22 protein-coding genes are annotated in these 25,445 nt (G+C 36.8%); 2 read left to right on the top strand and 20 right to left on the bottom strand.

Going from position 1 to position 25,445, the window contains the following annotated elements:
* Positions 1–17 precede the first annotated feature (17 nt).
* The 13 genes from argH to BCL90_RS22655 all read right to left on the bottom strand — a co-directional run bounded on the left by argH (position 18) and on the right by BCL90_RS22655 (position 11,956).
* Positions 18–1,349: an argininosuccinate lyase gene (gene argH / locus BCL90_RS22715; protein WP_121287568.1), complete on the bottom strand. Its 1,332-nt coding sequence runs from the start codon at positions 1,347–1,349 to the stop codon at positions 18–20.
* Between the two features lie 173 nt (positions 1,350–1,522).
* Positions 1,523–2,590 (bottom strand): M20 family metallo-hydrolase, encoded by a 1,068-nt coding sequence (locus BCL90_RS22710; RefSeq protein WP_121287566.1) that lies wholly within the window; start codon positions 2,588–2,590, stop codon positions 1,523–1,525.
* Positions 2,591–2,677: 87 nt separating this feature from the next.
* On the bottom strand, positions 2,678–3,490 hold the full coding sequence (gene proC, locus BCL90_RS22705; RefSeq protein ID WP_121287564.1) for a pyrroline-5-carboxylate reductase: 813 nt from the start codon (positions 3,488–3,490) through the stop codon (positions 2,678–2,680).
* Between the two features lie 487 nt (positions 3,491–3,977).
* Entirely contained in the window at positions 3,978–4,808 is an 831-nt protein-coding gene (gene argB, locus BCL90_RS22700; protein ID WP_121287562.1) for an acetylglutamate kinase, read from the bottom strand.
* 45 nt (positions 4,809–4,853) lie between these two features.
* Positions 4,854–5,333, bottom strand: a complete 480-nt coding sequence (locus BCL90_RS22695) for a DUF1016 N-terminal domain-containing protein (RefSeq protein ID WP_121287560.1) — start codon at positions 5,331–5,333, stop codon at positions 4,854–4,856.
* 13 nt (positions 5,334–5,346) lie between these two features.
* The gene (locus BCL90_RS22690; RefSeq protein WP_121287558.1) at positions 5,347–6,318 is read right to left on the bottom strand and encodes a Rossmann-fold NAD(P)-binding domain-containing protein; all 972 of its coding nucleotides are present in this window, start codon (positions 6,316–6,318) and stop codon (positions 5,347–5,349) included.
* A 209-nt stretch (positions 6,319–6,527) separates the two neighbouring features.
* Positions 6,528–7,658, bottom strand: coding sequence for an aspartate aminotransferase family protein (locus BCL90_RS22685; RefSeq protein WP_121287556.1), 1,131 nt, complete (start codon positions 7,656–7,658; stop codon positions 6,528–6,530).
* Positions 7,659–7,752: 94 nt separating this feature from the next.
* On the bottom strand, positions 7,753–8,109 hold the full coding sequence (locus tag BCL90_RS22680) for a four helix bundle protein (protein WP_121287554.1): 357 nt from the start codon (positions 8,107–8,109) through the stop codon (positions 7,753–7,755).
* A 70-nt stretch (positions 8,110–8,179) separates the two neighbouring features.
* Complete coding sequence (argC, locus tag BCL90_RS22675) at positions 8,180–9,163, bottom strand: N-acetyl-gamma-glutamyl-phosphate reductase (protein ID WP_121287552.1); 984 nt, start codon at positions 9,161–9,163, stop codon at positions 8,180–8,182.
* Between the two features lie 2 nt (positions 9,164–9,165).
* Positions 9,166–9,636: a GNAT family N-acetyltransferase gene (locus tag BCL90_RS22670; protein ID WP_244095125.1), complete on the bottom strand. Its 471-nt coding sequence runs from the start codon at positions 9,634–9,636 to the stop codon at positions 9,166–9,168.
* Complete coding sequence (locus tag BCL90_RS22665; RefSeq protein ID WP_121287548.1) at positions 9,629–9,979, bottom strand: cupin domain-containing protein; 351 nt, start codon at positions 9,977–9,979, stop codon at positions 9,629–9,631. The genes BCL90_RS22670 and BCL90_RS22665 overlap by 8 nt, the downstream gene beginning before the upstream one ends.
* Before the next feature lie 83 nt (positions 9,980–10,062).
* Positions 10,063–11,253, bottom strand: coding sequence for an argininosuccinate synthase (gene argG / locus BCL90_RS22660; RefSeq protein WP_121287546.1), 1,191 nt, complete (start codon positions 11,251–11,253; stop codon positions 10,063–10,065).
* A 1-nt stretch (position 11,254) separates the two neighbouring features.
* Complete coding sequence (locus BCL90_RS22655) at positions 11,255–11,956, bottom strand: GNAT family N-acetyltransferase (RefSeq protein WP_121287544.1); 702 nt, start codon at positions 11,954–11,956, stop codon at positions 11,255–11,257.
* Between the two features lie 570 nt (positions 11,957–12,526).
* Between BCL90_RS22655 and BCL90_RS22650 the strand changes: the two genes are divergently transcribed.
* The gene (locus tag BCL90_RS22650) at positions 12,527–13,228 is read left to right on the top strand and encodes a DUF4397 domain-containing protein (RefSeq protein WP_121287542.1); all 702 of its coding nucleotides are present in this window, start codon (positions 12,527–12,529) and stop codon (positions 13,226–13,228) included.
* Between the two features lie 113 nt (positions 13,229–13,341).
* Here the strand turns inward: BCL90_RS22650 and BCL90_RS22645 are convergent, their stop codons facing one another.
* From BCL90_RS22645 to BCL90_RS22615, 7 genes are all read right to left on the bottom strand, one after another.
* Positions 13,342–14,325, bottom strand: coding sequence for a DUF5007 domain-containing protein (locus tag BCL90_RS22645; RefSeq protein ID WP_121287540.1), 984 nt, complete (start codon positions 14,323–14,325; stop codon positions 13,342–13,344).
* Positions 14,326–14,342: 17 nt separating this feature from the next.
* Positions 14,343–15,029 carry a hypothetical protein gene (locus tag BCL90_RS22640; protein WP_121287538.1) on the bottom strand — a complete coding sequence of 229 codons (687 nt, stop codon included), beginning with the start codon at positions 15,027–15,029 and terminating at the stop codon, positions 14,343–14,345.
* A 29-nt stretch (positions 15,030–15,058) separates the two neighbouring features.
* Complete coding sequence (locus BCL90_RS22635; protein WP_121287536.1) at positions 15,059–16,576, bottom strand: RagB/SusD family nutrient uptake outer membrane protein; 1,518 nt, start codon at positions 16,574–16,576, stop codon at positions 15,059–15,061.
* 12 nt (positions 16,577–16,588) lie between these two features.
* Entirely contained in the window at positions 16,589–19,798 is a 3,210-nt protein-coding gene (locus tag BCL90_RS22630; protein ID WP_121287534.1) for a SusC/RagA family TonB-linked outer membrane protein, read from the bottom strand.
* A 610-nt stretch (positions 19,799–20,408) separates the two neighbouring features.
* On the bottom strand, positions 20,409–20,816 hold the full coding sequence (locus BCL90_RS22625) for a hypothetical protein (RefSeq protein ID WP_134380742.1): 408 nt from the start codon (positions 20,814–20,816) through the stop codon (positions 20,409–20,411).
* A gap of 59 nt (positions 20,817–20,875) precedes the next feature.
* A complete protein-coding gene (locus BCL90_RS22620) occupies positions 20,876–22,102 on the bottom strand; it encodes a DUF4221 family protein (protein WP_121287530.1) in 1,227 nt (408 codons plus the stop codon).
* Between the two features lie 9 nt (positions 22,103–22,111).
* Complete coding sequence (locus BCL90_RS22615) at positions 22,112–22,582, bottom strand: hypothetical protein (protein WP_134380739.1); 471 nt, start codon at positions 22,580–22,582, stop codon at positions 22,112–22,114.
* Between the two features lie 410 nt (positions 22,583–22,992).
* Here BCL90_RS22615 and BCL90_RS22610 point away from each other — a divergent pair, with 410 nt between their 5' ends.
* Positions 22,993–25,431, top strand: a complete 2,439-nt coding sequence (locus BCL90_RS22610; RefSeq protein ID WP_121287526.1) for a TonB-dependent receptor — start codon at positions 22,993–22,995, stop codon at positions 25,429–25,431.
* The last annotated feature ends 14 nt before the right edge of the window (positions 25,432–25,445 follow it).

Genomic DNA, 25,445 nt, shown 5'->3' with positions numbered 1-25,445 from the left:
TACAAAATTAGCAAAATTTATTTAACCAAATCTTCTATTGCTTTATTCACCTTCCCAAAACCAAATTGCGATAAAACATCCTGCATTGCTGCAGCAATTTGCTCATTACAAAGGTTGCCAATGCTCCCTTCGTGTGTATGATGTATCTGGCCAGATGGAGCAAAAGTACCATTTTCTATCTGTTCACCAACAATTTTATAAGCCTCTCTGAATGGAACACCTTGCAACGCCAGGTCGTTCACTACTTCAACGCTAAACAGGTAATCATATTTTTTATCTTTCAAAATATCATCCTTAATGGTGATGTTCTGGAACATAAAAGTGGCGATTTCTAAACATTCGTTTAAAGAAGTAATCGCCGGGAACAAATTTTCTTTTAACAGTTGTAAATCGCGGTGATAACCCGACGGCAAATTGGTAATCATCATGGCTATTTCATTTGGCAAAGCCTGAATTTTATTACAACGCGAACGGATCAGCTCGAAAACATCCGGATTTTTTTTGTGCGGCATAATGCTCGAACCTGTGGTAAGTTCTGCCGGAAAACTGATGAAGCCAAAATTCTGATTGATGAATAAACAAACATCCATCGCCATTTTAGCTAGCGTTGCAGCTACAGCACTCATCGCCTGCGCCAAAATCCTTTCGGTTTTGCCACGGCCCATCTGTGCATAAACCACATTGTAGTTTAAACTTTCAAAGCCCAATAATTCGGTTGTTAAAGTTCTGTTTAGCGGAAATGATGAGCCATAACCCGCAGCAGAACCCAAGGGATTTTTATTGGTGATTTTCCAGGCGGCAAGCATCAGTTCCATATCATCTGCGAGGCTTTCGGCATAAGCACCGAACCACAAACCGAAAGATGATGGCATGGCAATCTGCAAATGCGTATAACCCGGTACTAATTTGTCTTTATGTGTATTGCTCAGCTCTATCAATTGGTTAAACAAAGTTGAAGTTTGGTTAACCATATCTTCGATACAGGCTCTAAAGAACAATTTTAAATCAACCAAAACCTGATCATTACGCGAACGGCCACTGTGAATTTTTTTGCCTGCCTCGCCAATGCGTTGGGTAAGCAGCCATTCTACCTGCGAGTGTACATCTTCTACACTGTCTTCGATAGTAAAATTACCGGCTTCAATTTCAGCGTAAATGTTTTTAAGTTCCTGCTGAATGGTTTTTAATTCATCTGCCGTAAGCAAATTTATCGTTTCCAACATTTCAGTATGTGCCAGCGAGCCCAGCACATCGAACTTTGCCATTTGCAGATCGAGTTCACGGTCTTTACCTACCGTAAAACTTTCTACAAACTGATTTACATCAATATTTTTTTGCCAAATCTTCATTATAATCTATTTAACCGCGAAGGGCGCTAAGTTTTTCGCAAAGCACACAAAGCTCTTTTATAATTCAACTCCGTTATTACAGGGTACGAAGCAATCCTTTTGGTTTTAAAACTCAAAGCTTAACATTTGCAAATTAGATTGCTTCGTGCCTCGCAATGATGCTTTAGTTTAGTTTAACCTTGAATTACTGGTTTCAACATGTTAATATATCCTTCAACGCCTTCTGCAACCTCGCGTACATATAAAAACTCATCAGCCATGTGCGAGCGGCCAGAAAAACCCGGCCCACATTTTACTGAAGGAATATCCAACAAAGCTTGATCGGATGTAGTTGGCGAACCATAAGTGGTTCTTCCCAAAGCAACACCAGCCTGAACGACCGGGTGGTTTTTATCAATCGACGATGGTTTTAAGCGAATAGAACGTGGGGTAACATCGCAATCAACATTTGCCCGAATAATTTCTAAAACTTCTTCGTTGGTGTAAGCATCGGTTACACGTACATCAACTGTGAAAGTACAGTTTGCAGGTACAACATTATGTTGCGAACCTGCATTAATAATCGTTACCGTCATTTTCAACGGACCAAAAACCTCAGATACTTTAGGAAACTGATAATTTCTGAACCATTCGATATCTTTTAATGCTTTGTAAATGGCATTTTCGCCTTCTTCACGGGCAGCATGCCCCGCTTTACCATGCGATACGCAATCCAAGACCAGCAAACCCCGTTCAGCAATGGCTAAATTCATTTCTGTTGGTTCACCAACGATACCAAACTCAAGCTCACCTAAATCGGGCAGAACCAATTCTAATCCATTGTTACCAGAAATCTCTTCTTCCGCCGTTGCGGCCAAACAGATGTTATATTTTAAATTTTCGTGCGCGTAGTAGTATAAAAATGTACCAATTAACGAAACCAGGCAACCACCTGCATCATTACTGCCCAAACCAAATAATTTATCGCCTTCAATTGCAGCATCATAAGGATCGCGGGTATACCCTGAATTAGGCTTTACCGTATCGTGATGCGAGTTTAAAAGTAAAGTCGGTTTAGCCGCATCGAAATGTTTGTTATAGGCCCAGACGTTGTTCATTTTACGCTGGGTCTTAACCCCTCTCTCCTCCAAAAACTGGGCAATTAAATTCGCCGTCCGATCTTCTTCTTTACTAAAAGACTGGATACGGATCAACTGTCGCAATAAATCCAGACTTTCTTTTTGTATATTTTCTAGTAACATAGTATCAAGTAATTAGTAGCAAGTATCAAGACAATTTCATCTCAAACTTGCTACTTTTTATTGCTTTTAGCTTTGGTCTTTCCGCTTTCAGCTCTCTTTAGTGTATAAATTTCCTGCTTTTAAAGCTGAAAGTTTAATACCCTTTATTAATGAGGAACTAAAACCATTGTGTTCCATTTCGTTTAAGCCGGCAATGGTACAACCTTTCGGCGAAGTTACCTTATCTATTTCTGATTCCGGGTGTGTTCCGTGCAATAAAAGCAAATCGGCTGCTCCTTTAGCCGTTTGAACGGCCATTTTCAAAGCCTCATCGGCATGGAAACCAATTTCAACGCCACCTTGTGATGCGGCTCTGATTGCCCTTAAGAAAAATGCGATCCCACAAGCACATAATGCCGTTGCAGAAGTCATTAAATCTTCATTAATTCTAACAACAGAACCAACCGTTTCAAACATTTTCGTCACATCTGCAATATGCTCTGCTGAAGCATTATCGCTGGCCATACAAGTCATGGATTGCCCGATGGCAATTGCCGTATTCGGCATTACACGAATCACTTCAACATTTTCGCCCAATTTTTCCCTAACTGCAGCGCAGCTTACACCCGAAATTACCGAAATAACCAAATGTTTAGCGGGAATAATTGAAGGCTGAATTTCGTCTAAAACCGTATTTAATTGTTGGGGTAGAACGGCTAAAATTACAACATCAGCATCAACAACGGCTTGTTTATTGTTATTGCTGATATTAAAACCCGCTTCTGCAAATGATTTTAAATGATCGGTATTTCTACGGGTAAGCGTAATGTCGCCTGCTTGAGCAAAGTCGGCCTTCACCAAACCTTTTGCTAAAGATAAACCAATATTTCCGCTACCAATTATGGCTATTTTTTTTGTCATGATTACTAATTTTCCTGCGGTTTGATTGCACAGATTACTTGATTACAAAAATTCATTTTCTTTTCCTGCGGGTTGATTACACAGATTACATGATTACGCAGATTTATATTTCTTTCTGCGGTTTTTGAAAAGCAATTTCAGTAATTCTATTGATGTTTCAGTCCTGCTATTCATTTCAATCTTTTTTAACTTCAGCCATTCCATCTATTTATCGTCATTGCGAGGAGGAACAACGTAGTAATCTTTCTCGTTTTGAACATAAAAAGTATTTCCGTTTCTATTAGGTTTAGTTTGCATAAGCAGTGGTTAATTGGTTTCTTTTCCCCCTCTAAATGCCTATAAATCTACATTCATAAACCTAGCAAAACAAAGAATTACAATGCAATTCGGTGTCTTTGTATCTTGGTTAAAATCTTTTAGCGATGAGTTTATACACCTCGCCAAAAACCTTACACCCTCAGCCTTCCTACCTTTAACCTCTTCCACCTTATTTCAGCATCTTGGTTCCAAATGTGCCCTCTGCAAGTTCAGAAAGTTCATCGGCTTTACCGATGTATACTGCCGAAACTCCTTTTTTAATTGCTTCAAAAGCATTGTGTAATTTTGGGATCATTCCACCCTGCACCGTTCCATCTGCTTTTAAACCCTCAAATTCATCAGCTTTGATTTCTCTCACTACAGAACCGTTATCATTCACATCTTTAAGCACACCTTTTTTCTCAAAGCAATATACCAAACGTGTTTCGTATAAAGCAGACATGGCCACCGCAACAGAAGATGCAATAGTATCAGCATTGGTATTTAAAAGTTGTGTAGCACCGTCGTGTGTAATGGCACATAAAACAGGAACCAATCCGGCCTTCAGCAAACTATCTAAAGTTGTTGAAGAAACAGAATTTTCATCCAGATCGCCCACAAAGCCATAATCAATTAAAGCTCCTGCCATTGGTCCAGCATCTGCACCATAAGTTTTGGTACTAACCGGCCTTTTTTTTGCTTTGATCACATTACCATCAGCACCACTTAAACCAATGGCATTGCTACCTTTAGCCTGTAACTGGGCAACCATATTTTTATTGATCAAACCGGCATAAACCATAGTTACAATCCGAAGTGTTTCGATATCCGTGATTCTTCTGCCCTCAACCATTTTGGCTTCAATGCCTAAAGATTCGCCCAGTTCAGTTGCAATTTTACCTCCACCGTGTACCAGAATTTTATCTCCCGGCAATGCAGTAAAGTCCAGCAAAAACTGATGAAGGTTTTCTGAATTATCGATTACATTTCCACCGATTTTTATGATTGTGAGTTGTTTCATACTTTATTGTTACCATAGTTCGTGTCTCCACGAACCTATTAATAGTTAATAATTTCGGTTCGTGAGGACACGAACCAAGGCGAAGGAAGTATGGATATAAAATAGCTTTTCCTCTATAGTTTTGGTTTTGTTTAAAATGTGTAAATGAGAAGACCACGGTATTTGTGTCAACACTGTTGTCACAAATTTACCAAACTCATTATCAGCATCTTGAAATTGTGCCAACAATGTTGTCACGATTTCCTTATCACTATAAACTTCATAAAATTGTTTCATTCTATAAAGTCCACGACGGTTAAATCCTTTTAACAAAGGTTGTTTCTCAGCAATATAATTAGCTAAGTCATCTACAGTTCCATCACCCCATTTGCCGTTCGCAACTTTTTCGGAAACAATTTGTCCAACACTAAAATATAACATTACGAGTTCTGCATTTGCTTTACTGTAGAACCTATTCCGGGCTTCAGTAATAAGCAAAATGACCTGCTCAAAATCTGATATTATACTTTTTATTGGCTTATTCATTTAGTAATAATAATTACAACTTTTCCAGCATCGCTTTTATTACCGCCTGTGCTGCCCATAAACGGTTGCCGGCCTCATGTATTACTAAGGAGTTTGGTCCATCTAAAATTTCTGATGATAATTCCAGATCACGACGAACCGGTAAACAGTGCATTACTTTGGCATCGTTGGTAAATTTCAACTTTTCGTTGTTCATCATCCAGCCATCTGGGTAAGTTAATACTTTACCGTATTCTTTATAACTGCTCCAGTTTTTCACATACACGTAATCCGCTCCGGCCAAAGCTTCTTCTAAATTATATTGAATATCGGCATTTGGTGTAAAATCTTCCGAAAGCTCGTAACCCTCAGGTTGCGCAATGGTAAAATCGATCATACCTTCTGCCTGGGCTTTGCACATCCACTCTGCAAAAGAATTTGGTACCGCCTGAGGTAATGCCTTAACGTGGGGTGCCCAGGCTAAAACTACTTTAGGTTTTCGGCCATCAGGTTTCTTTGTCCAGGTTTCGTGAATGGTAATAATATCGGCGAAGCTTTGTAAAGGGTGACGTGTTGCGCTTTCTAAACTCACCACAGGTACTGCACAATATTTCACAAATTTATTGAAGAAATCTTCGCTATAATCCTCTTCACGGTTATTCAGTTTTGGAAAAGAACGCAAGCCCAAAATATCGCAATACTGGCCCATTACCGCAGCAGCTTCACGAATATGCTCAACGGTAGAACCATTCATTACCACTCCATCCTGCGTTTCTAACGCCCAACCTTCTTTATCCATGTTCATTACCATCACATTCATACCCAGGTTTAGGGCCGCTTTTTGCGTACTTAAACGGGTACGTAAACTGGGGTTCATAAAAACTAAACCCAAGGTTTTGTTCTTACCTAAATCCTGGTGTGCATAAGGATTAGCCTTCAATGCCAATGCATCAGTTACAAATTGCTTGATGTTTGGAACATCGTGTACGGAAGTGAAAAGTTTCATTTTGTAAAGCTTAAAGACTAAAGCTTAAACACCATAGCTTCCTGTGAGGTTTAAAACAGGATGCAAAGTCTAAACTTTAATCAGTTTATGGTCGTAACCGTTTCAGCAAGCCTATAAGCATTGCCTTAACTTCATTATTATAATTTTTCATAGCGAAAATAACTTGCCTTAAGCCAGATAAGCGATTCTCCGCAATGAGTGGTTCTTTATTATTTTACCAATTGTTTAAAAGCTGCCAAAAACTCATCAGCATGTGCTTTAGTTAAATTTAATGCTGGCAATAAACGGATAACGTTGGGTTTTGCCTCACCAGTAAAAATAAAATGCTTAAACAAAAGCTCCTTTTTAACATGGGCAAGTTCTTCTGGCAATTCGATACCGATCATTAGCCCACGTCCACGAACTTCTTTCACCTGCTCAAATTTCTTTAATTCAGTAAGCAGATAGTTCCCAACTTCTTCAGCATTTTTGATCAGGTTATCTTTTTCCATCACTTCCAAAACAGCTAAAGCCGCGGCGCACGCTAAATGGTTACCACCAAAAGTTGTACCTAACTCTCCATGCCAAGGTTTAAATTTCGGTGCAATTGAGATTCCCGCTACCGGAAATCCATTACCCATTCCTTTTGCCATCGTATACACATCTGCTTCAACTCCCGAGTAATCATGCGAGTAAAACGACCCGGTACGTCCGTAACCGCACTGTACACTATCGGCAATATAAACTGCATTATATTCATCACAAAGCGAACGTATTTTTTGCAGGAAACTTTTAGAGGCTTCTTTAATGCCGCCAACACCTTGAATACCTTCAATAATAACAGCAGAAATATCATTACCCTGTGATTTGAAAGTTTCTTCTAAAGCAACTTCATTATTGAAAGGTAAAAAGATTACATTTTCATTTTGATTAACCGGTGCTACAATTTTAGGATTGTCGGTTACGGCAACCGCTAAAGAGGTACGTCCGTGGAAAGCGCCTGTAAAAGCAATTACCTTTTTTCTTCCATTGTAAAATGAAGCCAGTTTTAAAGCATTTTCATTTGCCTCAGCTCCCGAATTACATAGGAACAATTGGAAATCTTTTTTGCCTGATACTTCGCCCAGTTTCTGTGCCAGTTGTACCTGCAAAGGAATTTTTACTGAATTTGAATAAAAACCAACTTTATTTAACTGATCAGTTAAACGGTTTACATAATGCGGGTTAGTATGCCCGATTGAAATTACAGCATGACCGCCATATAAATCTAAATATTGTTGTCCGTTAGCATCCCAAACATTGCTGCCGGCTGCTTTAGTAATTTCTATATCATTAAGTGGGTAAACGTCGAATAGTTGCATATTTAATAAGGTTAAAGACTAAAGACCAAAGACCAAAGCTTCCTGTAACATTTCACATAGCAGTAAGCCAAAATCCAATAGCATTTAATCTTGGTTATTGTCGAAGGTGTTTAATTAAGCCAATTAACATTGCTTTAACTTCACCAGCCATTTTATAAATTTCTAAATATTTGCTTTCTTCAAGATAATCTAAATCTTTTGCAAGAAAACAAGCATATTCCATTTCTTGTACTGAGCCCAATGCATTGTCAAGAAAGTGAGCAAAATCATTTTCGGTCCGCCGCCCTGCTCCTTCAACAATATTTAAGGGAACAGAATAAGCCGCCCTTTTTACCTGACTTTGCAAATCATATTTCTCATGAGCAGGAAAATCGGGCAAAATAAATTTATAGACATGTAAAACCATTAAATGTGATTTTTTCCAAACGTCTAATTTTTGATAGTCTCTCATTTGATGTTTTAGTTATTCTTCATGCTACCTTCGCTTTAGACTTTAGTCTTTCAGCTTTGGTCTCTTCTGCCTAAAAGTTGGCGGCCTTTAACTTAAGTCCCGCTGTTTCATCCAAGCCGAACATTAAGTTCATATTCTGAACCGCTTGTCCGCTGGCGCCTTTTAACAGGTTATCAATAATACTAATGATAAATAATTTACCACCATGTTTTTCGATATGTACCAATGCCTTGTTGGTATTTACAACCTGTTTTAAATCGATGTTTTTCCGGCTTACATGTGTAAAGGGATGAGCACTATAATAGTCTTCGTAAATGTTTTGCGCTTCTTCTAAACTTAAATCACTTTCCAGGTACATGGCAGCTAAAATACCTCTGGTAAATGCACCACGCTGTGGGATAAAATTTAAAGCTTCAGATAGTGAGGGTTGCAACTGCAACAAACTCTCGCTGATTTCGTTTAAATGCTGATGCTCAAAAGCCTTATAAACAGAAAGGTTATTATTTCTCCAGCTGAAGTGCGAAGTAGTAGATAAACTCTGTCCCGCACCGGTAGATCCGGTAGTAGCATTGATGTGAACCTCATTTCGAATTAACCCTTTAGCGGCCAATGGCAACAAGCCCAATTGGATACAAGTTGCAAAACAACCAGGGTTTGCAATATTTTTAGCTGCTTTAATTTTATCACGGTTCAGTTCTGGCAATCCATAAACAAATTCGCGGTTTTCGAATTTAACTTTTTCATGTAACCTAAAATCCTGAGATAAATCTATAATTTTAATGCTTTCGTTGATTGGGTTAGCAGCCAAAAACTTCTTAGCATCACCATGGCCAACGCATAAAAACAATACGTCAATATCTTGTGGAATATCGCTTACAAATCTTAAATCTGTATCACCGATCAAGTCAGTATGTACATCTGAGATCAGGTTTCCGGCGTTACTTGTGCTATTTACGAAAGCAATTTCAACATTTGGATGGTTAACCAAAATACGCAGCATTTCGCCGCCAGTGTAACCCGCTCCGCCAATTATTCCTGCTTTAATTTTATTCATCACTATGAGTTTAGTACTATTTTATAAAGAAAAAAATCTTCGTCGTTTGCCTGTTTTACAAAGCCTATGTTCTCATACAAATGCTGTGCGGTATAATTATCTACAGCAGTTTCCAATTGTACAAACGTAGATCCATTGGCTTTGGCAAAATCCATGGCGGTTTTAATTAATTTTTCGCCTATGCCCTGTTTGCGGTAAGCTTCATTAACATACAGATCGTTCAAAATCCAGTTTTTAATTAACCTTACCGATGAGTATTTAGGATATAACTGTGTGAAACCAACTGGTTGTTCTGTATCTTGATCAACGGCTAAAAATATGATAGATTCGTTATGCTGCAAACGTTCATCAATGAAAGCCTTAGCCATCCCGATATCCGAAAACTGGTTATAAAACATGCGATATTGGTTAAACAGGCCAACTACAAAATGAGCTTCTGTTAATCCTATTTGTTTTATCGTTATATTATTCACAATCAGTTCTGTCGTTTTGGGTTGATGGATAGGAGAAAAGAATAAATTCTAAATCATCAACACCACTATTCATAATTTTATGTTTATCGCCAGCTTTAATCTGTAAACCTTTTTTGGTATCAACAGTAAATGTTTCAGCTTCGATTAAAAATGTCGCCTGTCCTTTTAATATGAAGAAAAATTGTTCTGCATAAGTATGAAAATGTAATTTCTCAGCAGTTTGAGCAGGCATTAACTCCTGTTTAATTACTGCCTCAGGTTTGCTTACAAAATTCCATCCGTCACAGTTATCGCCCCATTTATAGTGGCTTAAACAATTATCTTTTGAAAGGATTTCGCTCATTTAAGTATCAATTAGTTAGTACCAAGTATCAAGAGAGGATAAAACTTACATTTTACCTCTTCCATCATACATCTTACATAAAACTAGGCTTCTTCACCATTCACCTTGTGCCAGATCATTACCTGGTTACCGAATATTTTAGAGAAACCTTTAACATCTTCTCCGCTCCAGGCGTTGTTCATTTCGCCGTAGCTACCGAACTTATTGCTCATTAAATCGTGGTTAGATTCAATACCAATAATCTGGAAACGGTACGGCAACAACTCTACAAACACTTTACCACTCACAAATTTTTGGGTATCAGCTAAAAAAGCCTCAATATTCCGCATAATCGGATCGTGAAACTGACCTTCGTGTAACCAGTTACCATAGAAAGATGATAATTGTTCTTTCCAGCTTAACTGCCATTTGGTTAAGGTATGTTTTTCTAACGTATGGTGAGCTTTGATAATGATAATGGGGCCAGCAGCCTCAAAACCTACGCGACCTTTAATACCAATGATGGTATCACCCACGTGGATATCACGACCAATGCCAAAAGGTTGAGCAATGGCCTGTAATTTTTGAATTGCCCTTACAGGTGCCAATGTTTCACCATCAATCGCTACCAGTTCACCTTTTTCGAAAGTAAGTTCAATTTTACGCGATTCGGTTTCAGAAACCTGGGTTGGCCAGGCACTTTCCGGCAACGTTTCATGAGAAGTTAAAGTTTCTTTTCCTCCTACTGAAGTTCCCCATAAACCTTTGTTTATCGAGTATCTTGCTTTTTCAGCGCTATATTCTACCCCATGTTGTGCTAAATATTCAATTTCTGCTTCGCGGGATAATTTTAAATCTCTGATTGGCGTAATGATTTCTACCTCTGGAATAAGGATATTGAAAATCATATCGAAACGTACCTGGTCGTTACCTGCACCTGTACTACCATGAGCCACATAATCTGCACCAATTTTTTTCACATAATTGGCAATTGCAGTAGCCTGGCTTACGCGCTCTGCACTAACAGATAATGGATAAGTTGCATTTTTTAATACGTTACCAAAAACCAGGTATTTAATACAACCTTCATAATAACTTTCAGTTTCATCTACAACAGCATGCGATTTTACGCCCAAAGCATAGGCTCTTTTCTCTATTTCCTGCAATTCTTCATCAGAGAAACCACCGGTGTTTACGATTACCGAGTGAACTTCTAATCCGCGATCCTGTGCCAGGTAAATACAACAAAATGAGGTATCCAATCCTCCGCTAAATGCTAAAACAACTTTTTTCATGCTATTTATTAAATAAAAAGGTAAATAAAAATAAAAGGGCTTTTAAGCCTGTTTTGGGCTTAGGTTTAACAACTAAACGTTGTTTAATGCGCATAAAGCGCTCGTATAATTTGGGTTTCTTTTGCAGTTCTTCGGCAAATTGCTTGGCTACTTCGTGTTTTTTCTCAGCCGGATCGTAAAGCATGGCAGTACACATGCAGTTTTTACGTTCTTTCATTTTTAAAATTTCGAAGTTTACGCAACTCTGGCAGCCTTTCCAAAACTCTTCATCCTGGGTAAGTTCGCTGTAAGTTACTGGTTCGTAACCCAGGTCTGAATTTATTTTCATTACCGCTAAACCAGTCGTTAAACCAAAGATTTTTGCCTTGGGATACAACTTTCTTGATAAACCGAAAATTTCATTTTTAATGGCTTTTGCTAATCCGGCTTTACGGTATTTAGGGCTTACTACCAAACCACTATTGGCTACAAACTGGCCGTGGCTCCAGGTTTCGATATAGCAAAATCCTGCCCATGAACCATCTTTGTTGAAAGCAATAACCGATTTACCTTCTTGCATTTTATTGGAAATGTATTCAGGCGAACGCTTAGCAATGCCTGTTCCGCGAGCTTTTGCCGATTCGGCCATCTCGGTTACTATTTCTTCTGCAAATACACGATGTTCAGGAAGTGCAACCTGCACTATAAATTCGTTAATATCCATTCGTTTTCTAACGAAAAATTATAAGTATTCTTGTTAATTGGGTTTTTAGAGAGGATCAATTCCTCGTTACGTTTAGCGTAGGTACTAAATACGTGGAGTGAAATTTTGCCGGCTTGTGGGACAATAAAATACGGGTTGAAAATGATTAATAAACAAACCTTTCCCAGACACCATTTGTGTTGAGGAAACTGAAAGTTTATGTAAAATCTGTTTAATCATTTCTTGCGTATTAAAACGGCTTTAACTCTATTGAGGTGCAAAGGTTTAAATAAAAATCGAGTTACACAATAATATAGTGATTTTTTTATGTTAAGCTTTTGGTTTTATTGAACTAATCTGACTTAAACAAGCTGCTTATAAAGCTAAAACATTCGGATATTAAACTTTTCAGTTATAGATACCCGCGCTATTTTTAACATTGTTAAAAACAGGTGATAACATTTAACATCTGCTTAACAACATTTAACAACCTTCTATGCCGCTTAAATCCAATATTTACATGCCTGTCGCGAATGCGATCTGAATTTCGTTTTATGGGTACTCCTTAAATATTAAATAAAATTTAAACCAATGAAGAATTTTACCACATTTCATTTCAAACCGATCACTTTATTTGTTCTAATTGCTTTCACAGCACTAACTTCATGTAAAAAAACCGAAACTGCCGATCCTATCATCTCTTATTTAAGGATAATCAATGCATCACCATCTTTGGCAACATACAATGCTTATTTTAACGGTAATATGGTTAATTCAGCAGCTTTACCATTTGGAGGCACGGTTAATTATGTTTCCTACGCACCTGAAGCTTACAGTTTAAAATTTACAACGGCCAGCAGTACCGAGAGCTTATTAACCAAAACGATTACCTTGAATGCAAGCACCTATTACTCTTCTTATTTGATTAATAAACCTGCTGCATTGGATGTTTATACCATTAGTGATGACCTTTCTATCCCATCAACTGATAAAGCTTACATCCGTTTTATTAACTTATCGCCTGATGCCCCTGCTCTGGATCTGGCAAAAACCAGCGCAACGACCATGCTGGTTACCAATAAAACCTACAAAAACGCAAGTGGTTTTATTGCTGTAGATGCCGGAACTTACACATTGGATGCAAAAGAAACTTCATCGGGAGCAGTTAAAGCTACTTCCGAGAGTACCAGTTTTACAGCAGGGTATCATTATGACATTATTTGTGGTGGTTTGGTAGCACCTGCAAATGATACAGAACGACCACTAAGTTTACAGGTTATTCCGATCAAATAAAATAATTTGTAGTATTCGCCTTTCATAAAAACGGCAATTTTCAAATCGAAAATTGCCGTTTTTAGTTGTATTAAATAGGAACTATCTTCCTTTCAGGAAAATGGTATTCTTCTCTATTTTTTAGTTACATCAGGGAATTTAACTTCTACAATATAAGTACCTTCCATTTTAAGTCTCCAAGACCACCTTGGGTTTACAGAAAAACCTGGCGATGAAGGAAAACCATCAACAGTTACAAATTGGCTTGGAATACGGTAATACATTAAAAATCCCCAATCTGTTGTTGGTGTTACATATTTTGTAAGTGGAAAAGGCGCTAATTCAAAATCACAGATCATTGCTGTATCCGTTTTGATAACCGGGTTAAACTTTGCATAGTTTTCAAAAACCGGTCGATCACCTCTTTGTATGATTTCTCCTGCTTTCGGATTAAATACTTTTCCGTTCTTATCTACCATTTTCAATATAGCTCTTGCACCTGCAGATGAAATTTTTGTACAGGTAATGGTTGGCCTTTTCATGAGTGTTGCTACACCAGTAACATCATCAAATGCATTAGAAACATTATCAGTAATTTCGAATAAATCATCTATTGTGGGCTCCACCACGTTAATAGTCGCTAGCTTAGGAAACAACTTAGTACCAGTACCATTCGTCATTTCTACATCATATACATATCTTCCCAAGGGTAAGAAACCAGACGCTTTGTTAAAGGTAAGCTGACCACTCAATTCATTAAACTCCATTGGTTTCTTTTTAACTACCTCTCTTTTCTTATTCAACAACTCCAGGGTTACATCAGTTTCAGGATCAAAATTGGCGCCAGTTTTAAAAACAGTGATTTCGTATTCTTTAGAGAACTCTGCTGGTGCAGGGGAACCATCTTCGTTTCTCAAATTGAGCAATTTATAGGTAAACGGTGGCGTAGAACCATCTGCATTAATTCTATCTGATTGAAAAAGAGGCAATCCTCTCTTTGCGTAAATATTGTTGTCTTTATATCGAATGGAATCACTTAGAAAGCCATTTACTATTTTTTTACATGCTATTACACTTAATGATAAGAGTAACAAGCCTAAAATATATCTAATTTTCATAATTAATTGCGATTAAATTAATTGCCCAACGATTGTGCATTAAAAAACAGCCTGTGATATCCATTTAATACATGGACAATGCCAGTGGTTGTTATGATTCCTGATGTCTGGCAATCCACAGCCTTGTCTTTTTCTGAGTCGGGAATAGCACTTTGATCTGTTTCCTTATCATCACGGGTTCCGATTACTTTAGTATAAGTTACATAATCTACATAATTAACAATCTCTGTGTAGTCGTAAGAACGTCTCAATTTAATCATGTATTGAACATTTGGAACAGTCCCCAATAAACTATTGTAAAGTTTACCACCAACTGTCATCTGGTCTCTGTTGATCTTACCCGCAAATAAATAGGTCTTCAACGAATCATTCAGTTCCTGTACTGGAATGTCTTTGATACCAAAATCAAAATTTTCCTCTCCAAGTTCGATCGATTTCTGATATTTTTTGGCTTTTACATACTCTGCTATTCCGTAATTTGTTGTTGCAAAAAAGGTTACATCACCATTTACAGCTTCTTTTAAACCTGCCCTGTCTATCACTTTCACTAAGGAATCGAAATTGCGGTTAGACTTTAAGTAATCGTAAGTACTTAAGTTTACTTTGGGATCACTTGGGCCGCCATCCCTTTTATAATCATTTTTTTTACAAGCCGTTAGCGCCAGTAATAGTAATGAAAGATATACTAATATATTATTTTTCATATTTTTTTTTAATCTCTAATAAAAACAACTTATACTTTCCCCAACCAATATGGTGTTTGTTTCAATAAGGTATTGTTTCTAAACAATGCAGGATCTACAGGCCAGTAAAAACCTTCTCTTCTGAACCTGCTTTCTGTAAGCCAATCCACAATGAGGGTATATCTTCTGGTCCTAAGCAAATCATAAAACAGATGCCCTTCCAGGTACATTTCTTTACCACGCTCATAAGCATATTCATCCATTACCTGATCTACAGAGCTCCCAGCAGGAATTAATACCGGATTTGGGTCATTTCTTTTTCTGAAATCATTAATAATACCAGCTGCTGTAGCCGCATCATTTTTGTAAAGTGCAATCTCTGCCTTAAGCAGTTTCATATCGCTCAATCTGAAAATGATAATGTTATTACTCAGATAAGGGTTTAACTTCTGTCCAGGATTTCTGTACGTTACATTACTGTATTTTACACTCATTGGCTTATCCGGATTAGTTAAGTCAAAGCCCTTTTTATAACGTATATCGGTAGTTGTTTCGAAATGATCTTTAAGATACGAAGGATTGGTATAAAAACGTGGGTTGTTTCCATAACCTTTAATATAATTCTCATTTAAAAAATACGATCCTATAGAACTATTAGAACCTTCTAATGTATTCTCACTAATGTTAATTTCAAATATTCCTTCTGAAGATCGACCAACAAAAGTATTTTTATAATTAGCCGTATCTGTTAAAGCATAACCTCCTTTATTAATTAATGTATTTATGGTCGTATCAGCATTATTTACATCCGTCAAATTAGGGGCATCAACTGAAACATCAGACATTGTTGCTCTCCAAAGGTACAAATGCGCTAAAAGGGCATATACCGAACCTTTATTTGCAGTAACTTTTGCATCTCCAGTATTCTCATAATTCCAGCTTAACAGATTAATAGCTTTGTGGCAATCATTTTCAATCAATTTCATGATCTCAGCTTTCGGACTTCTTGGCAATTGAGGCGCATTGATCGGATCTTCATAAACCTCTGTAACCAACGGTACATCACCCCATACCCTTATCATCATAAAGTAACTTAATGCACGAAGGAAATATGCCTGACCAATCGCCGAATTTCTGAATTGAGCAGGATCGTCTTCAGTTGACAACTGCGCATCGCTCATAGCATTAACTTTCTTCAAAATCAGATTAGACATGGCAATACTTTTATAGTACAAGGTATAATTTGCCAGCGTATTGATATTGTATTGAAAGGTAAAATCGCCGCCCTGAATCCCTTCTAAGCCGTCTCCTCCATATTGTATCGTAAAATAGTTTTTGGCAACAGCATCACCATACATAAAATAACGATTGTTTTTACTGGTAATAGCACTACGCATTATTGCATAATTACCGGCGATGGCACTTCTCACGTCCCTGGATGATTGCCAGAATGTTTGCTCATAAGGTGCATCTTTAGGTTCTTCATACAATAACTTTTTACAGGAACTTACGGTAACCATCGTAGCTATTGTAATAAGTACACCGATTTTTGTGATTATATTTTTCATTTATTGACGATATTAAAATTGAACTTGTACACCTAAAGTATATTTTCTTGGGATAGGATATCCAGTTCCATTATACTCCCCGTACCCATTTACAGCTTCCGCATCTGGTAATTTTTTTGATTGCTGGAACATATATACGTTATCAGCAATTGCGTATAATTTCAGCTGACTTAAACCCAATTTCCTTACAAGTTTAGGGCTAAAATCATAACCAAGATTGATGCTTCTGATCCTTGCATAACCACCTTTTTCCAGGAAGAAGGTTTGTGCGCCTGTGTAGTAGTAACGATAAGTACCCAAATCGAACTTCGCATATTCAGCCTGATCTCCAGGGTTTCTCCAGATATTCAAGCGATCCAAATCCGGTGTTGAGAAGTAGGCAAAATTGTTTACTGCTCCACCAGCCTGAGAATTTGCAAAACGATCTGAATCAAATAGATTTAGTACGTCACGTTTAAATGTGAAGTTGACAAAAATACTTAAGCTAAAGTTTTTGTAAGAGAAGTTATTGGTCCAACCACCGGTAAAACGTGGGTTAGGATCGCCAATTGGAGCTTTATCCGGATTAATACCATCGTTAAAAACATCCAGAAAATAATCTCCATCCAAATCAGCAAGATAAAAATCTCCTGCATTAAACGTTCCGTTACTATTTCTATATAGTTCTCCCGTATAAGGATTCTGAGGAATATCTGCTGAAGTAGAAAATACGCCTTTTGTACGATATAAATAGAAAGCATTGATTGGACTACCTACAGAAAGCACGTGGTTTTTATCAAAACGATCTCCACTCAAAATAATATCACGGCCACCATTGGGTAAACTCATGATTTGGTTTTTAACGTAAGAAATATTTAAAGTACTAAACCATTTGAATTCCTTGCGGATAGGATTAGCAGTTAAAGTTAAATCCATACCGGCATTACGTACTGCAAAAGCATTGGTGTAGGCACTGTTATAACCTGATGTAACCGGCAAATCAACATTAAAAAGCTTTTGTTTTACTTCTTTATTGTACACATCGAATGAAATAGCGTACCTTCCGTTGTCAATTTCCAGATCGGTACCGATATTCCATTGGGTCGATTTCTCCCAGCTTAAATCCTTTTGTGCTACACCATTTACAAAATTAGGAGTGATAGCGGTAACACCGTTGTAAGAAGTAGCTCCCGAAATGCCGTAGAACACACCGTTAGCAGTCCCATTTCCCTCAAATCCACCATTATTTACAAGATAGCGGTTGTATTGTACATAAGCATTTCTGCGATCTTCGTTACCTGTGGCCCCATAACTTCCTCTAATTTTAATTAGTGTGAAAGGGTTATTGGATAAGTTTTTCATAAAATTTTCTTCTGAAAGAAGCCAGCCTGCTGAAATGGAAGGAAACACCCCATATTTATTATTTTCACCAAAACCAGATGAACCATCCGTCCGTATCGTTCCGGATAAAAGATACTTGCCATCATAATCATAATTAAAACGACCATAATAAGCTACCAGTCCATGTGCCGCATAACTTGAAAATCCGAAAATATTCTCCTGTTTAAAACCCGTAACCGTCTGAATATTATCTGATGCACCACCGTAGCCACTGGCCTGGGTAGTTTGAAACAAATTATACTCAATGTCCTGACCGGCTACCGCACTAAAAGAATGTTTTTTGATAGAACCATTATACGCCAGATAATTCGATGTTCTCAAGCCCATGGCACTCGAAGAGAAGCTGGAAGAACTGTTGCCAAAACCACTGTTCAGCAAATTACTCATGCTCACATCTCTACGGGTGTTGTCATTAGTGTAAGAAGATTGTGAATTTAGAGTGAAATTTTTATTAAACTCATAGGATAAATTCAGATTTACACCAAACTGGTTTGCCACATTTTTATTTAGGTTTTCACCATCTTTACTTACATAATAATCCAATTTTTCCGGAGATATGCTGAAAAGCGAGGAAGGTAAATTCCCGGAACCAATTTTAGTAGGCTTGGAAGGATCGTTTGGATCTTCATTTCCTCTACCCCTGCTGGAACTTGAATAATAAAATATTGGGTTGATCATCAATTTTTTATTCATTGCTCTTGAGGTAAGGTTTAAGCGTGTGGTGTAACGTGTATATCCCGTTCCTTTTACAATACCATCTTCATTGTAATAACCTCCACTAAAGCGATAAGTTGTTCCATTATCGCTACCACCGCTTATACTCAGGTTATTATCGTTTATTTTACCGGTCTGAAAAAATAAATCCTGCCAATCGGTATGGCCATTAAAAGCCGGATTTAAGCTATCTGTGAGTATATAAGGCAGTTGCACACGCTGATCGTAACTAAGCTGTCTTTGAAGCACCTCCATTTTTTGCCTGCGTTCTGTAGTCCCCATGGTAGCCTGCCTTAGGTTAGGGCGTTGCACCATACCGTAATATGAGTTAAAACTTACTTTTGTATCACCGCCAACACCTTTTTTTGTAGTAATTAAAATTACACCATTGGCTGCTCTTGAACCATAAATAGCTGCTGCTGAAGCATCCTTTAATACGTCAATAGATTCAATATCACTCGGATTGAGTCCGGCCATGTAGTTGGTTCCTGTACCGGTTCCTGGCGGAACATAATCGTCAGATGATTGAGGAACACCATCTACCACATAAAGCGGTGATCTCACTACATTATATTGATCATAACCTGTGCTACCTGTAGAGTTACCCCTTACTGATACTGTAGGCGCCACCCCCGGCTGACCAGTAAAGTTTTGAACGTTTACTCCGGACAAACGACCTTGCAACAACTGATCAAAACTTGCCGCAGGTAAGTTGGCCAGTTCCTTACCTGAAATGCTGGAAATCGCAGCTGTAGTTTTTTTTCTGGTAATTTTTTGATAACCGATCGTAACCACTTCATTCAGTGTATTATTATCCTCTTCCAGAGAAAAGTTTAATGTACCGCTTGCGGATGCTGGTTTTTCCAGTGAACGATAACCTACAATCCTGGCCATGATTATCGCGTTATCTTTTTGTACCGTCAAGGTAAATTTTCCATCAGCATTGGTTGCGGTACCATTCTTTGTACCTTTTTCGATGATCGAAACCCCCGGTATGGGTTTGTTGGTTTGATCTACAACTGTTCCCTTAATGGTTTTCTGGGCGAAGGCCAGCCAGGGGATGAGTAGATAAAATAATGTTGCCGTTAAAAATTTCACATAGCAATGTTTTGTAGAAGTTTTTTCCATTGATGATTAGTTAGTAGTTAGTTGGTTTGACTATAATCTAAAAGTATCAACATTTTTACCTCGTATTTAGCTACTTTTTAGCTAACTAAAACCATATTTTAACTTAAAAAATTAACATTAATTAACATTTAACTCTTCAACACCTGACTTTTGCAATTTAAAACATGGCGCTATTGCACCAAACGGCATATTTAAATCAAATAAAGTCACATTTTCAGCCCTTTTTAGAATAGTGGAAACTAATTACGTAGCAGATAGATTTTAATAAAGAAATATCGAGGAAAATCTTCGGAGAATGCAGCTAAAACGTTAAACTAACTTTTTAATACATCAATCACTATAAATCAAATTTTAGATAAGCGCATATAATTTTTTCCTATCTAAGCTATAACGCAATTTGCTTAAATAGGATGTTATATTTTTAATCCAAAAATTATAATGATTAAACGATATCTAAATTATGCTTGTTAAGCGATTCTAAAAGGATCTATAGAAAAATAGTTTAGACAAAGAATAAATGGATATCAAATTTATCCATAATATAAGAGTAAAAGAAATTAATTTGATAAGCTAAAATAAGCCTACTTATTAATCGTGTAATAACTATATATTATTTAAGAGGATATCCATACTTTTTTGCAATACTATCAACATTATCAAGGTATAACCAATCCTTATAAAATAGTCTTGAGTTCTTAAATTCAAAGAAAGCATTGCGTTGAAAGTTAACTCCGAATTTCTCCATTTCAAATCCTTCGTCTACAATGAATTGGATATTAGAATTTTTTATTGAATCTAAAACTTCGGCATTATTACTAGGGATTACTACAATTTTCTTATAATCACTAAATTTAGTATCCCGTTTGTTCCCCAATTGTTTTAAGAATTTGATCGTTTTTTCAGTACAAGATCCGCAATTACCTGATATCACAATAATAAAATAATTATCCAATTTTGATAAATCTATGTTTTGCTTTTCTTTGAAATACATATTGAGGTGTTCTTCTTCTTCTGACACTTTATGCTTGTAACATGAAGTAATTGTAAAAAAAACGATTAGAATAATAAAATACCTCCTCATGATGACTTATTTTTATAAACTTTTATGATATCAAATCTTAAATGTAAAGGATCAATAAATTTATTTTTTCGATGTGTCGGAGAGATAAATAAACCTTCTTTGGTTATAAACCATGTATTTGGGGAATATTTATACATTGGTAATTCAATTTCTTTAATAATTTCAAATTTTTCATTAAAAATCATTAAAACTAATGGTTTATCTAAAATGGTCTTAAAATATTTACCATCCTTTTGAATTATATTCCGCAAACTGAACCGATAATAGACATGTCTATATTGATCATACATCACATTAAAAAACTGACTATTTTCAATATGATGAGTCACCCATTTTTTTGGGTCATCTCCATTAATATACGATATTGAATCCACGATATTCTTACCCTTTGAAGGAGTAGCTCCAAAACTAGTAATTGTAGAATTTTTTGGGTCATACTGGTAAATATTTGATTCATATAAATAACTATATGTTAAAAATCCAGTTTTTTGATGTTCACTTGTAACGATCGATGTTAGGAAACCCGCGCTACCTTTAATCTTATACAAATAATCAGAATATGAAATTGGCAAAAAATGCAAATTTCCATTAAGTAAATTTAGAGAAGCAAAAGCTGGCACCTTCTTGACCCAGTCAAAATCGTAATATACTTGATTCAGTATAAGCTGACCATCGTAAAAAAACATTTTAAACTCATGACTATAAGAAATTAGCCTCCCTGGCATATTATTTTTAACTGAGATACCATATAATGAAATTTCTTGCTTTTTCCGAAGATTTGTATCTATAATGATTAATCTATCATTTCCATAATTTAGTATTATAGAATTAAAGTTAATAATACTTATATCAGTTACACTTCTACTCTTGTCTAAATCTTTCTTATCTAGATTTTTAAATGACAAATTTTCACTTAGCAGGCTCAACCGCTTATGCACGGTCCTGTTTGTTAAGTCGAAAACATCGATGCTGGACGTTGTTGGACTATATCCTAAAAGGTAATCTACATTATTTTCACTGTATTGAGTATATGTAAAATATATACTAACATCCTCTTGCTTTATAGGTATATGGATAGAATCTAATTTTACTTCATACTCCAATGCATCTTCTGCGAATTTTGATTTAATTATGTATTTATCTTGATCACTGTTTTTACAAGAAATGAAACAAATACAGATAAAACAGAATAGGCAAAAGACAAACAATAAATATTTAAACATAAAAATTATTTAGTCTGGTGGCGTTTGACAATTAACTAATGTGCCGCAACTTGGTCCGCCGGCCGGTGATCCGGGAAAACAACCAAAAGCGATACTTCCAAAATTGCATGGTATAGGATGGTTTTCTCCTGGGCATGATTGCTGACTTGTGCAAGTAAAACCTGATTGAATACCAGACTTACAACCCATAGTATTTGATCCAGGACAAGGATATAAGCGCAATATAGGTTGTGTTGGCGGTTTACATGGCTCTTGAGGTGGAAGACAAGGAATCCCAGCCGTAGCCCCACAGCCTGCATAACCACCTGGACAATCTTTCACATAGTTCCCAGTAGTGCCACTAGCAACCTTATCAAGTGATTTCGTGTTTTGGAACAGTGATACTGCTTCTGTAACTTTGTAATTCACATCATTTTCTTTTTTACATGAAAAGAATACAATAATCATTGAGAGAAGCAAAATAATAGATTTCAGTTTCATAAAACTTTAATTAGGAGAACATATTAATACCTTTAATTAATTGGGATAATTAATTCGTGTAGATGCTTAGCATTTTTAATTTAGAGTTGTAAATAATTTCTATATTAACCAAGCTAATAAAACAAATAAACACACATATATCCATATTTTATGCCCACATTTTAACAATTAATCACAGTATTTTAACCAAAAATAATTTTAATATACTACAAGCTTAGTAACTTGACAGCTGTATTTTTATGAACCATAAAAGTTACATATTTTCATTCCAAAGTTTAAAGATAGTATCAGATCCATACCTCTGAATTTTAAACCACCCTCTTATTTAGAATAGTTCAAAATAATTTGGATTATACGATTTTCTAACGTTATTTTGCAACTGTTTAGAATTAATCCAAATAAATATTACCATGTTTAAAATCAAACTATCCAGTTTAACATTTCTATTAACCTTTACCAGCATAATTTCCTTCGCCCAGCAGTTTTCGACCATTAGCGGTACAGTTACCACTTCTGATGGAAAACCAGCTGCTTATATCTCGGTAGGTTTAAAAGGGAAAGGCCTTGGAAATGTTACCAATGATAAAGGTATCTTCGAAATACAAAGAGTTAAACCAGGTTCTTACATCATTCGTGCATCAGGTGTTGGCATTCAGAGTATAGAAAAATCAGTTATAATAACCCCAGGAGAAAACAAAACAATTGATTTTGTGATCAGCCAAAATTCCAATCAGCTTAGCGAGGTCAATATCAATAAAGGTAAAGCCAATAAATATGGCGCTCAAAAGAGTGATTACGTATCTAAAATGCCGATAAGCAATTTAGAAAACCCACAGGTTTATACCACCATTACTAAAGAAACATTTAACGACCAATTGATATTCTCGGTCGACGATGCAACACGTAACGCAGTAGGAATCCAAAAGATGTGGGAATCAACCGGCCGTGGAGGTGACGGTGGCGCATACTATGCATCAAGGGGCTTTATTGTTCAATCGAAACTGAGAAACGGAATTGCAGGTAACGTAACCAGCCGTAACGATGCGGCAAACATTGAAAGTGTTGAAGTAATTAAAGGTCCCTCTGCAACCTTATTCGGCAGTACGCTAACTTCTTACGGAGGTTTGATTAACCGCATCACCAAAAAACCTTTTGAAGGATTGGGCGGAGAGGTAACCTATTCGGCTGGCAGCTATGATTTAAACAGGGTTAGTACCGATTTCAATTTCCCGGTTGATAAAGCCAACCACATTTACGCACGTATAAACGCTTCTTACAATTACAAAGGCTCTTTTCAGCAAAACGTATTCGACAGGGGTTTCTTTGTTGCACCAAGTTTAGCCTACAAGGTAAACGATAAGTTAGATTTCACTTTTGATGCCGAAATTGCAAATGGTAAAAACACCTTAAAACCATTTGTATTCTTCTATTTCCCGGTAAAAGACCTGGGATTTGATCGGGCTGATCAATCTGGCATACCTTACGATAAATCCTTCACCGGTGATGCGATGAAGCAAAAATACAATAGCTCAAATTTCTTTGGCCAGGCCAATTATAAATTTAACGACAACTGGTCATCACACACCAGTTTTTCATCAAGCTATAGTTTTTCTAACGGCCGTGGTACTTATCTGTTCTTAGTTCCAAACAATTATCCTCCACTGGGCAATCCAACAGCTGCTCCCGGTGCCGATTTAATATCAAGGGCAGATCAATCTACCGACAACAGTAAGGCTTATACTTACGAAATCCAACAAAACTTTAATGGTACTTTTAACCTGGGCTCAATCAAGAACAGACTAGTTTTGGGCTTGGATTATTTACGCCAAAATTCTGATCAGTTATTTTACTCGATCGATACTTTCGATCTAACCAACAAAAACGGAACCGGCGCCAACTATAATAATTTCACCGAGCATAATTTAGCTGCTTTTTATGCAGCTAATGCTTATTCTAAATATCCGGTTAATTTTAAATCGAACACTTACAGTGCTTATGCTTCTGATGTGATTAATTTAACAGACAGGTTAATTGCTTTGGCGGCTTTAAGGGTAGACCGTTTTGATAACAAAGGAAATTCAAACCGAGCGGGTGCTGCACCAGTGGGTGCCTATAAACAGACCGTTTTCTCGCCAAAATTCGGTTTGGTATTTCAACCGATCAAAGATCAGTTATCGTTATTTGCTAACTACCAAAACGGCTTTAACAACATTAACGGCATAGATTATAAAGGTGATGCGTTTAGGCCAGAGCAAGCTAATCAGATAGAAGGCGGTGTTAAAAGCAACCTGTTTAATGGTAGGCTGACAGGATCGGTATCTTATTATTACATCAAAGTAAAAGATATTGTAAGGGGTTATAATCAAGATGCCAGTAACCCCAATGCTCAAATCCAGGATGGTAACAAAATCAGCAAAGGTGTAGAAGCCGAAATTGTAGCCAATCCTTTAAATGGTTTAAACATTATTGCAGGTTTTGCCTATAACGATAACCACTTACAAAATGCTTCTGCGGATGTTGAAGGAAGACGAGATGCTTATTCAGCTTCGCCATACTCCGCAAACTTATGGATCAGTTATAAATTTGCTGCAGGTTCGCTAAGAGGCTTTGGTTTAGGTGCCGGTGGTAACTACGCCAGCAATAACAAAATTGTAAACAGCGTAAGTCAGGGTGTATTTATATTGCCAGCTTACGAAGTCTTTAATGCATCAGTATTCTATGATCACCCAAGATTCAGGATTGGTGCCAAAGTAGACAACTTTACCAACCAAAAATACTGGACAGGCTACAGCACAATGAATCCACAGGATTTAAGAACCTTTACCGGTAGCATGACTTATAAATTTTAATAAAAACAACAATA

This window comes from Pedobacter alluvionis, from assembly GCF_003664035.1.
GTDB classification, from domain to species: domain Bacteria; phylum Bacteroidota; class Bacteroidia; order Sphingobacteriales; family Sphingobacteriaceae; genus Pedobacter; species Pedobacter alluvionis.
Note: the sequence above shows the minus strand (reverse complement) of the source record. Positions and strands in the feature narration are given on the sequence as shown.

Bases quoted from the DNA above. Each gene is read 5' to 3' on its own strand.
- argH (WP_121287568.1), bottom strand. From the start codon at position 1,349: ATGAAGATTTGGCAAAAAAATATTGATGTAAATCAGTTTGTAGAAAGT.
- BCL90_RS22710 (WP_121287566.1), bottom strand. From the start codon at position 2,590: ATGTTACTAGAAAATATACAAAAAGAAAGTCTGGATTTATTGCGACAG.
- proC (WP_121287564.1), bottom strand. From the start codon at position 3,490: ATGACAAAAAAAATAGCCATAATTGGTAGCGGAAATATTGGTTTATCT.
- argB (WP_121287562.1), bottom strand. From the start codon at position 4,808: ATGAAACAACTCACAATCATAAAAATCGGTGGAAATGTAATCGATAAT.
- BCL90_RS22695 (WP_121287560.1), bottom strand. From the start codon at position 5,333: ATGAATAAGCCAATAAAAAGTATAATATCAGATTTTGAGCAGGTCATT.
- BCL90_RS22690 (WP_121287558.1), bottom strand. From the start codon at position 6,318: ATGAAACTTTTCACTTCCGTACACGATGTTCCAAACATCAAGCAATTT.
- BCL90_RS22685 (WP_121287556.1), bottom strand. From the start codon at position 7,658: ATGCAACTATTCGACGTTTACCCACTTAATGATATAGAAATTACTAAA.
- BCL90_RS22680 (WP_121287554.1), bottom strand. From the start codon at position 8,109: ATGAGAGACTATCAAAAATTAGACGTTTGGAAAAAATCACATTTAATG.
- argC (WP_121287552.1), bottom strand. From the start codon at position 9,163: ATGAATAAAATTAAAGCAGGAATAATTGGCGGAGCGGGTTACACTGGC.
- BCL90_RS22665 (WP_121287548.1), bottom strand. From the start codon at position 9,979: ATGAGCGAAATCCTTTCAAAAGATAATTGTTTAAGCCACTATAAATGG.
- argG (WP_121287546.1), bottom strand. From the start codon at position 11,253: ATGAAAAAAGTTGTTTTAGCATTTAGCGGAGGATTGGATACCTCATTT.
- BCL90_RS22655 (WP_121287544.1), bottom strand. From the start codon at position 11,956: ATGGATATTAACGAATTTATAGTGCAGGTTGCACTTCCTGAACATCGT.
- BCL90_RS22650 (WP_121287542.1), top strand. From the start codon at position 12,527: ATGAAGAATTTTACCACATTTCATTTCAAACCGATCACTTTATTTGTT.
- BCL90_RS22645 (WP_121287540.1), bottom strand. From the start codon at position 14,325: ATGAAAATTAGATATATTTTAGGCTTGTTACTCTTATCATTAAGTGTA.
- BCL90_RS22640 (WP_121287538.1), bottom strand. From the start codon at position 15,029: ATGAAAAATAATATATTAGTATATCTTTCATTACTATTACTGGCGCTA.
- BCL90_RS22635 (WP_121287536.1), bottom strand. From the start codon at position 16,576: ATGAAAAATATAATCACAAAAATCGGTGTACTTATTACAATAGCTACG.
- BCL90_RS22630 (WP_121287534.1), bottom strand. From the start codon at position 19,798: ATGGAAAAAACTTCTACAAAACATTGCTATGTGAAATTTTTAACGGCA.
- BCL90_RS22620 (WP_121287530.1), bottom strand. From the start codon at position 22,102: ATGTTTAAATATTTATTGTTTGTCTTTTGCCTATTCTGTTTTATCTGT.
- BCL90_RS22615 (WP_134380739.1), bottom strand. From the start codon at position 22,582: ATGAAACTGAAATCTATTATTTTGCTTCTCTCAATGATTATTGTATTC.
- BCL90_RS22610 (WP_121287526.1), top strand. From the start codon at position 22,993: ATGTTTAAAATCAAACTATCCAGTTTAACATTTCTATTAACCTTTACC.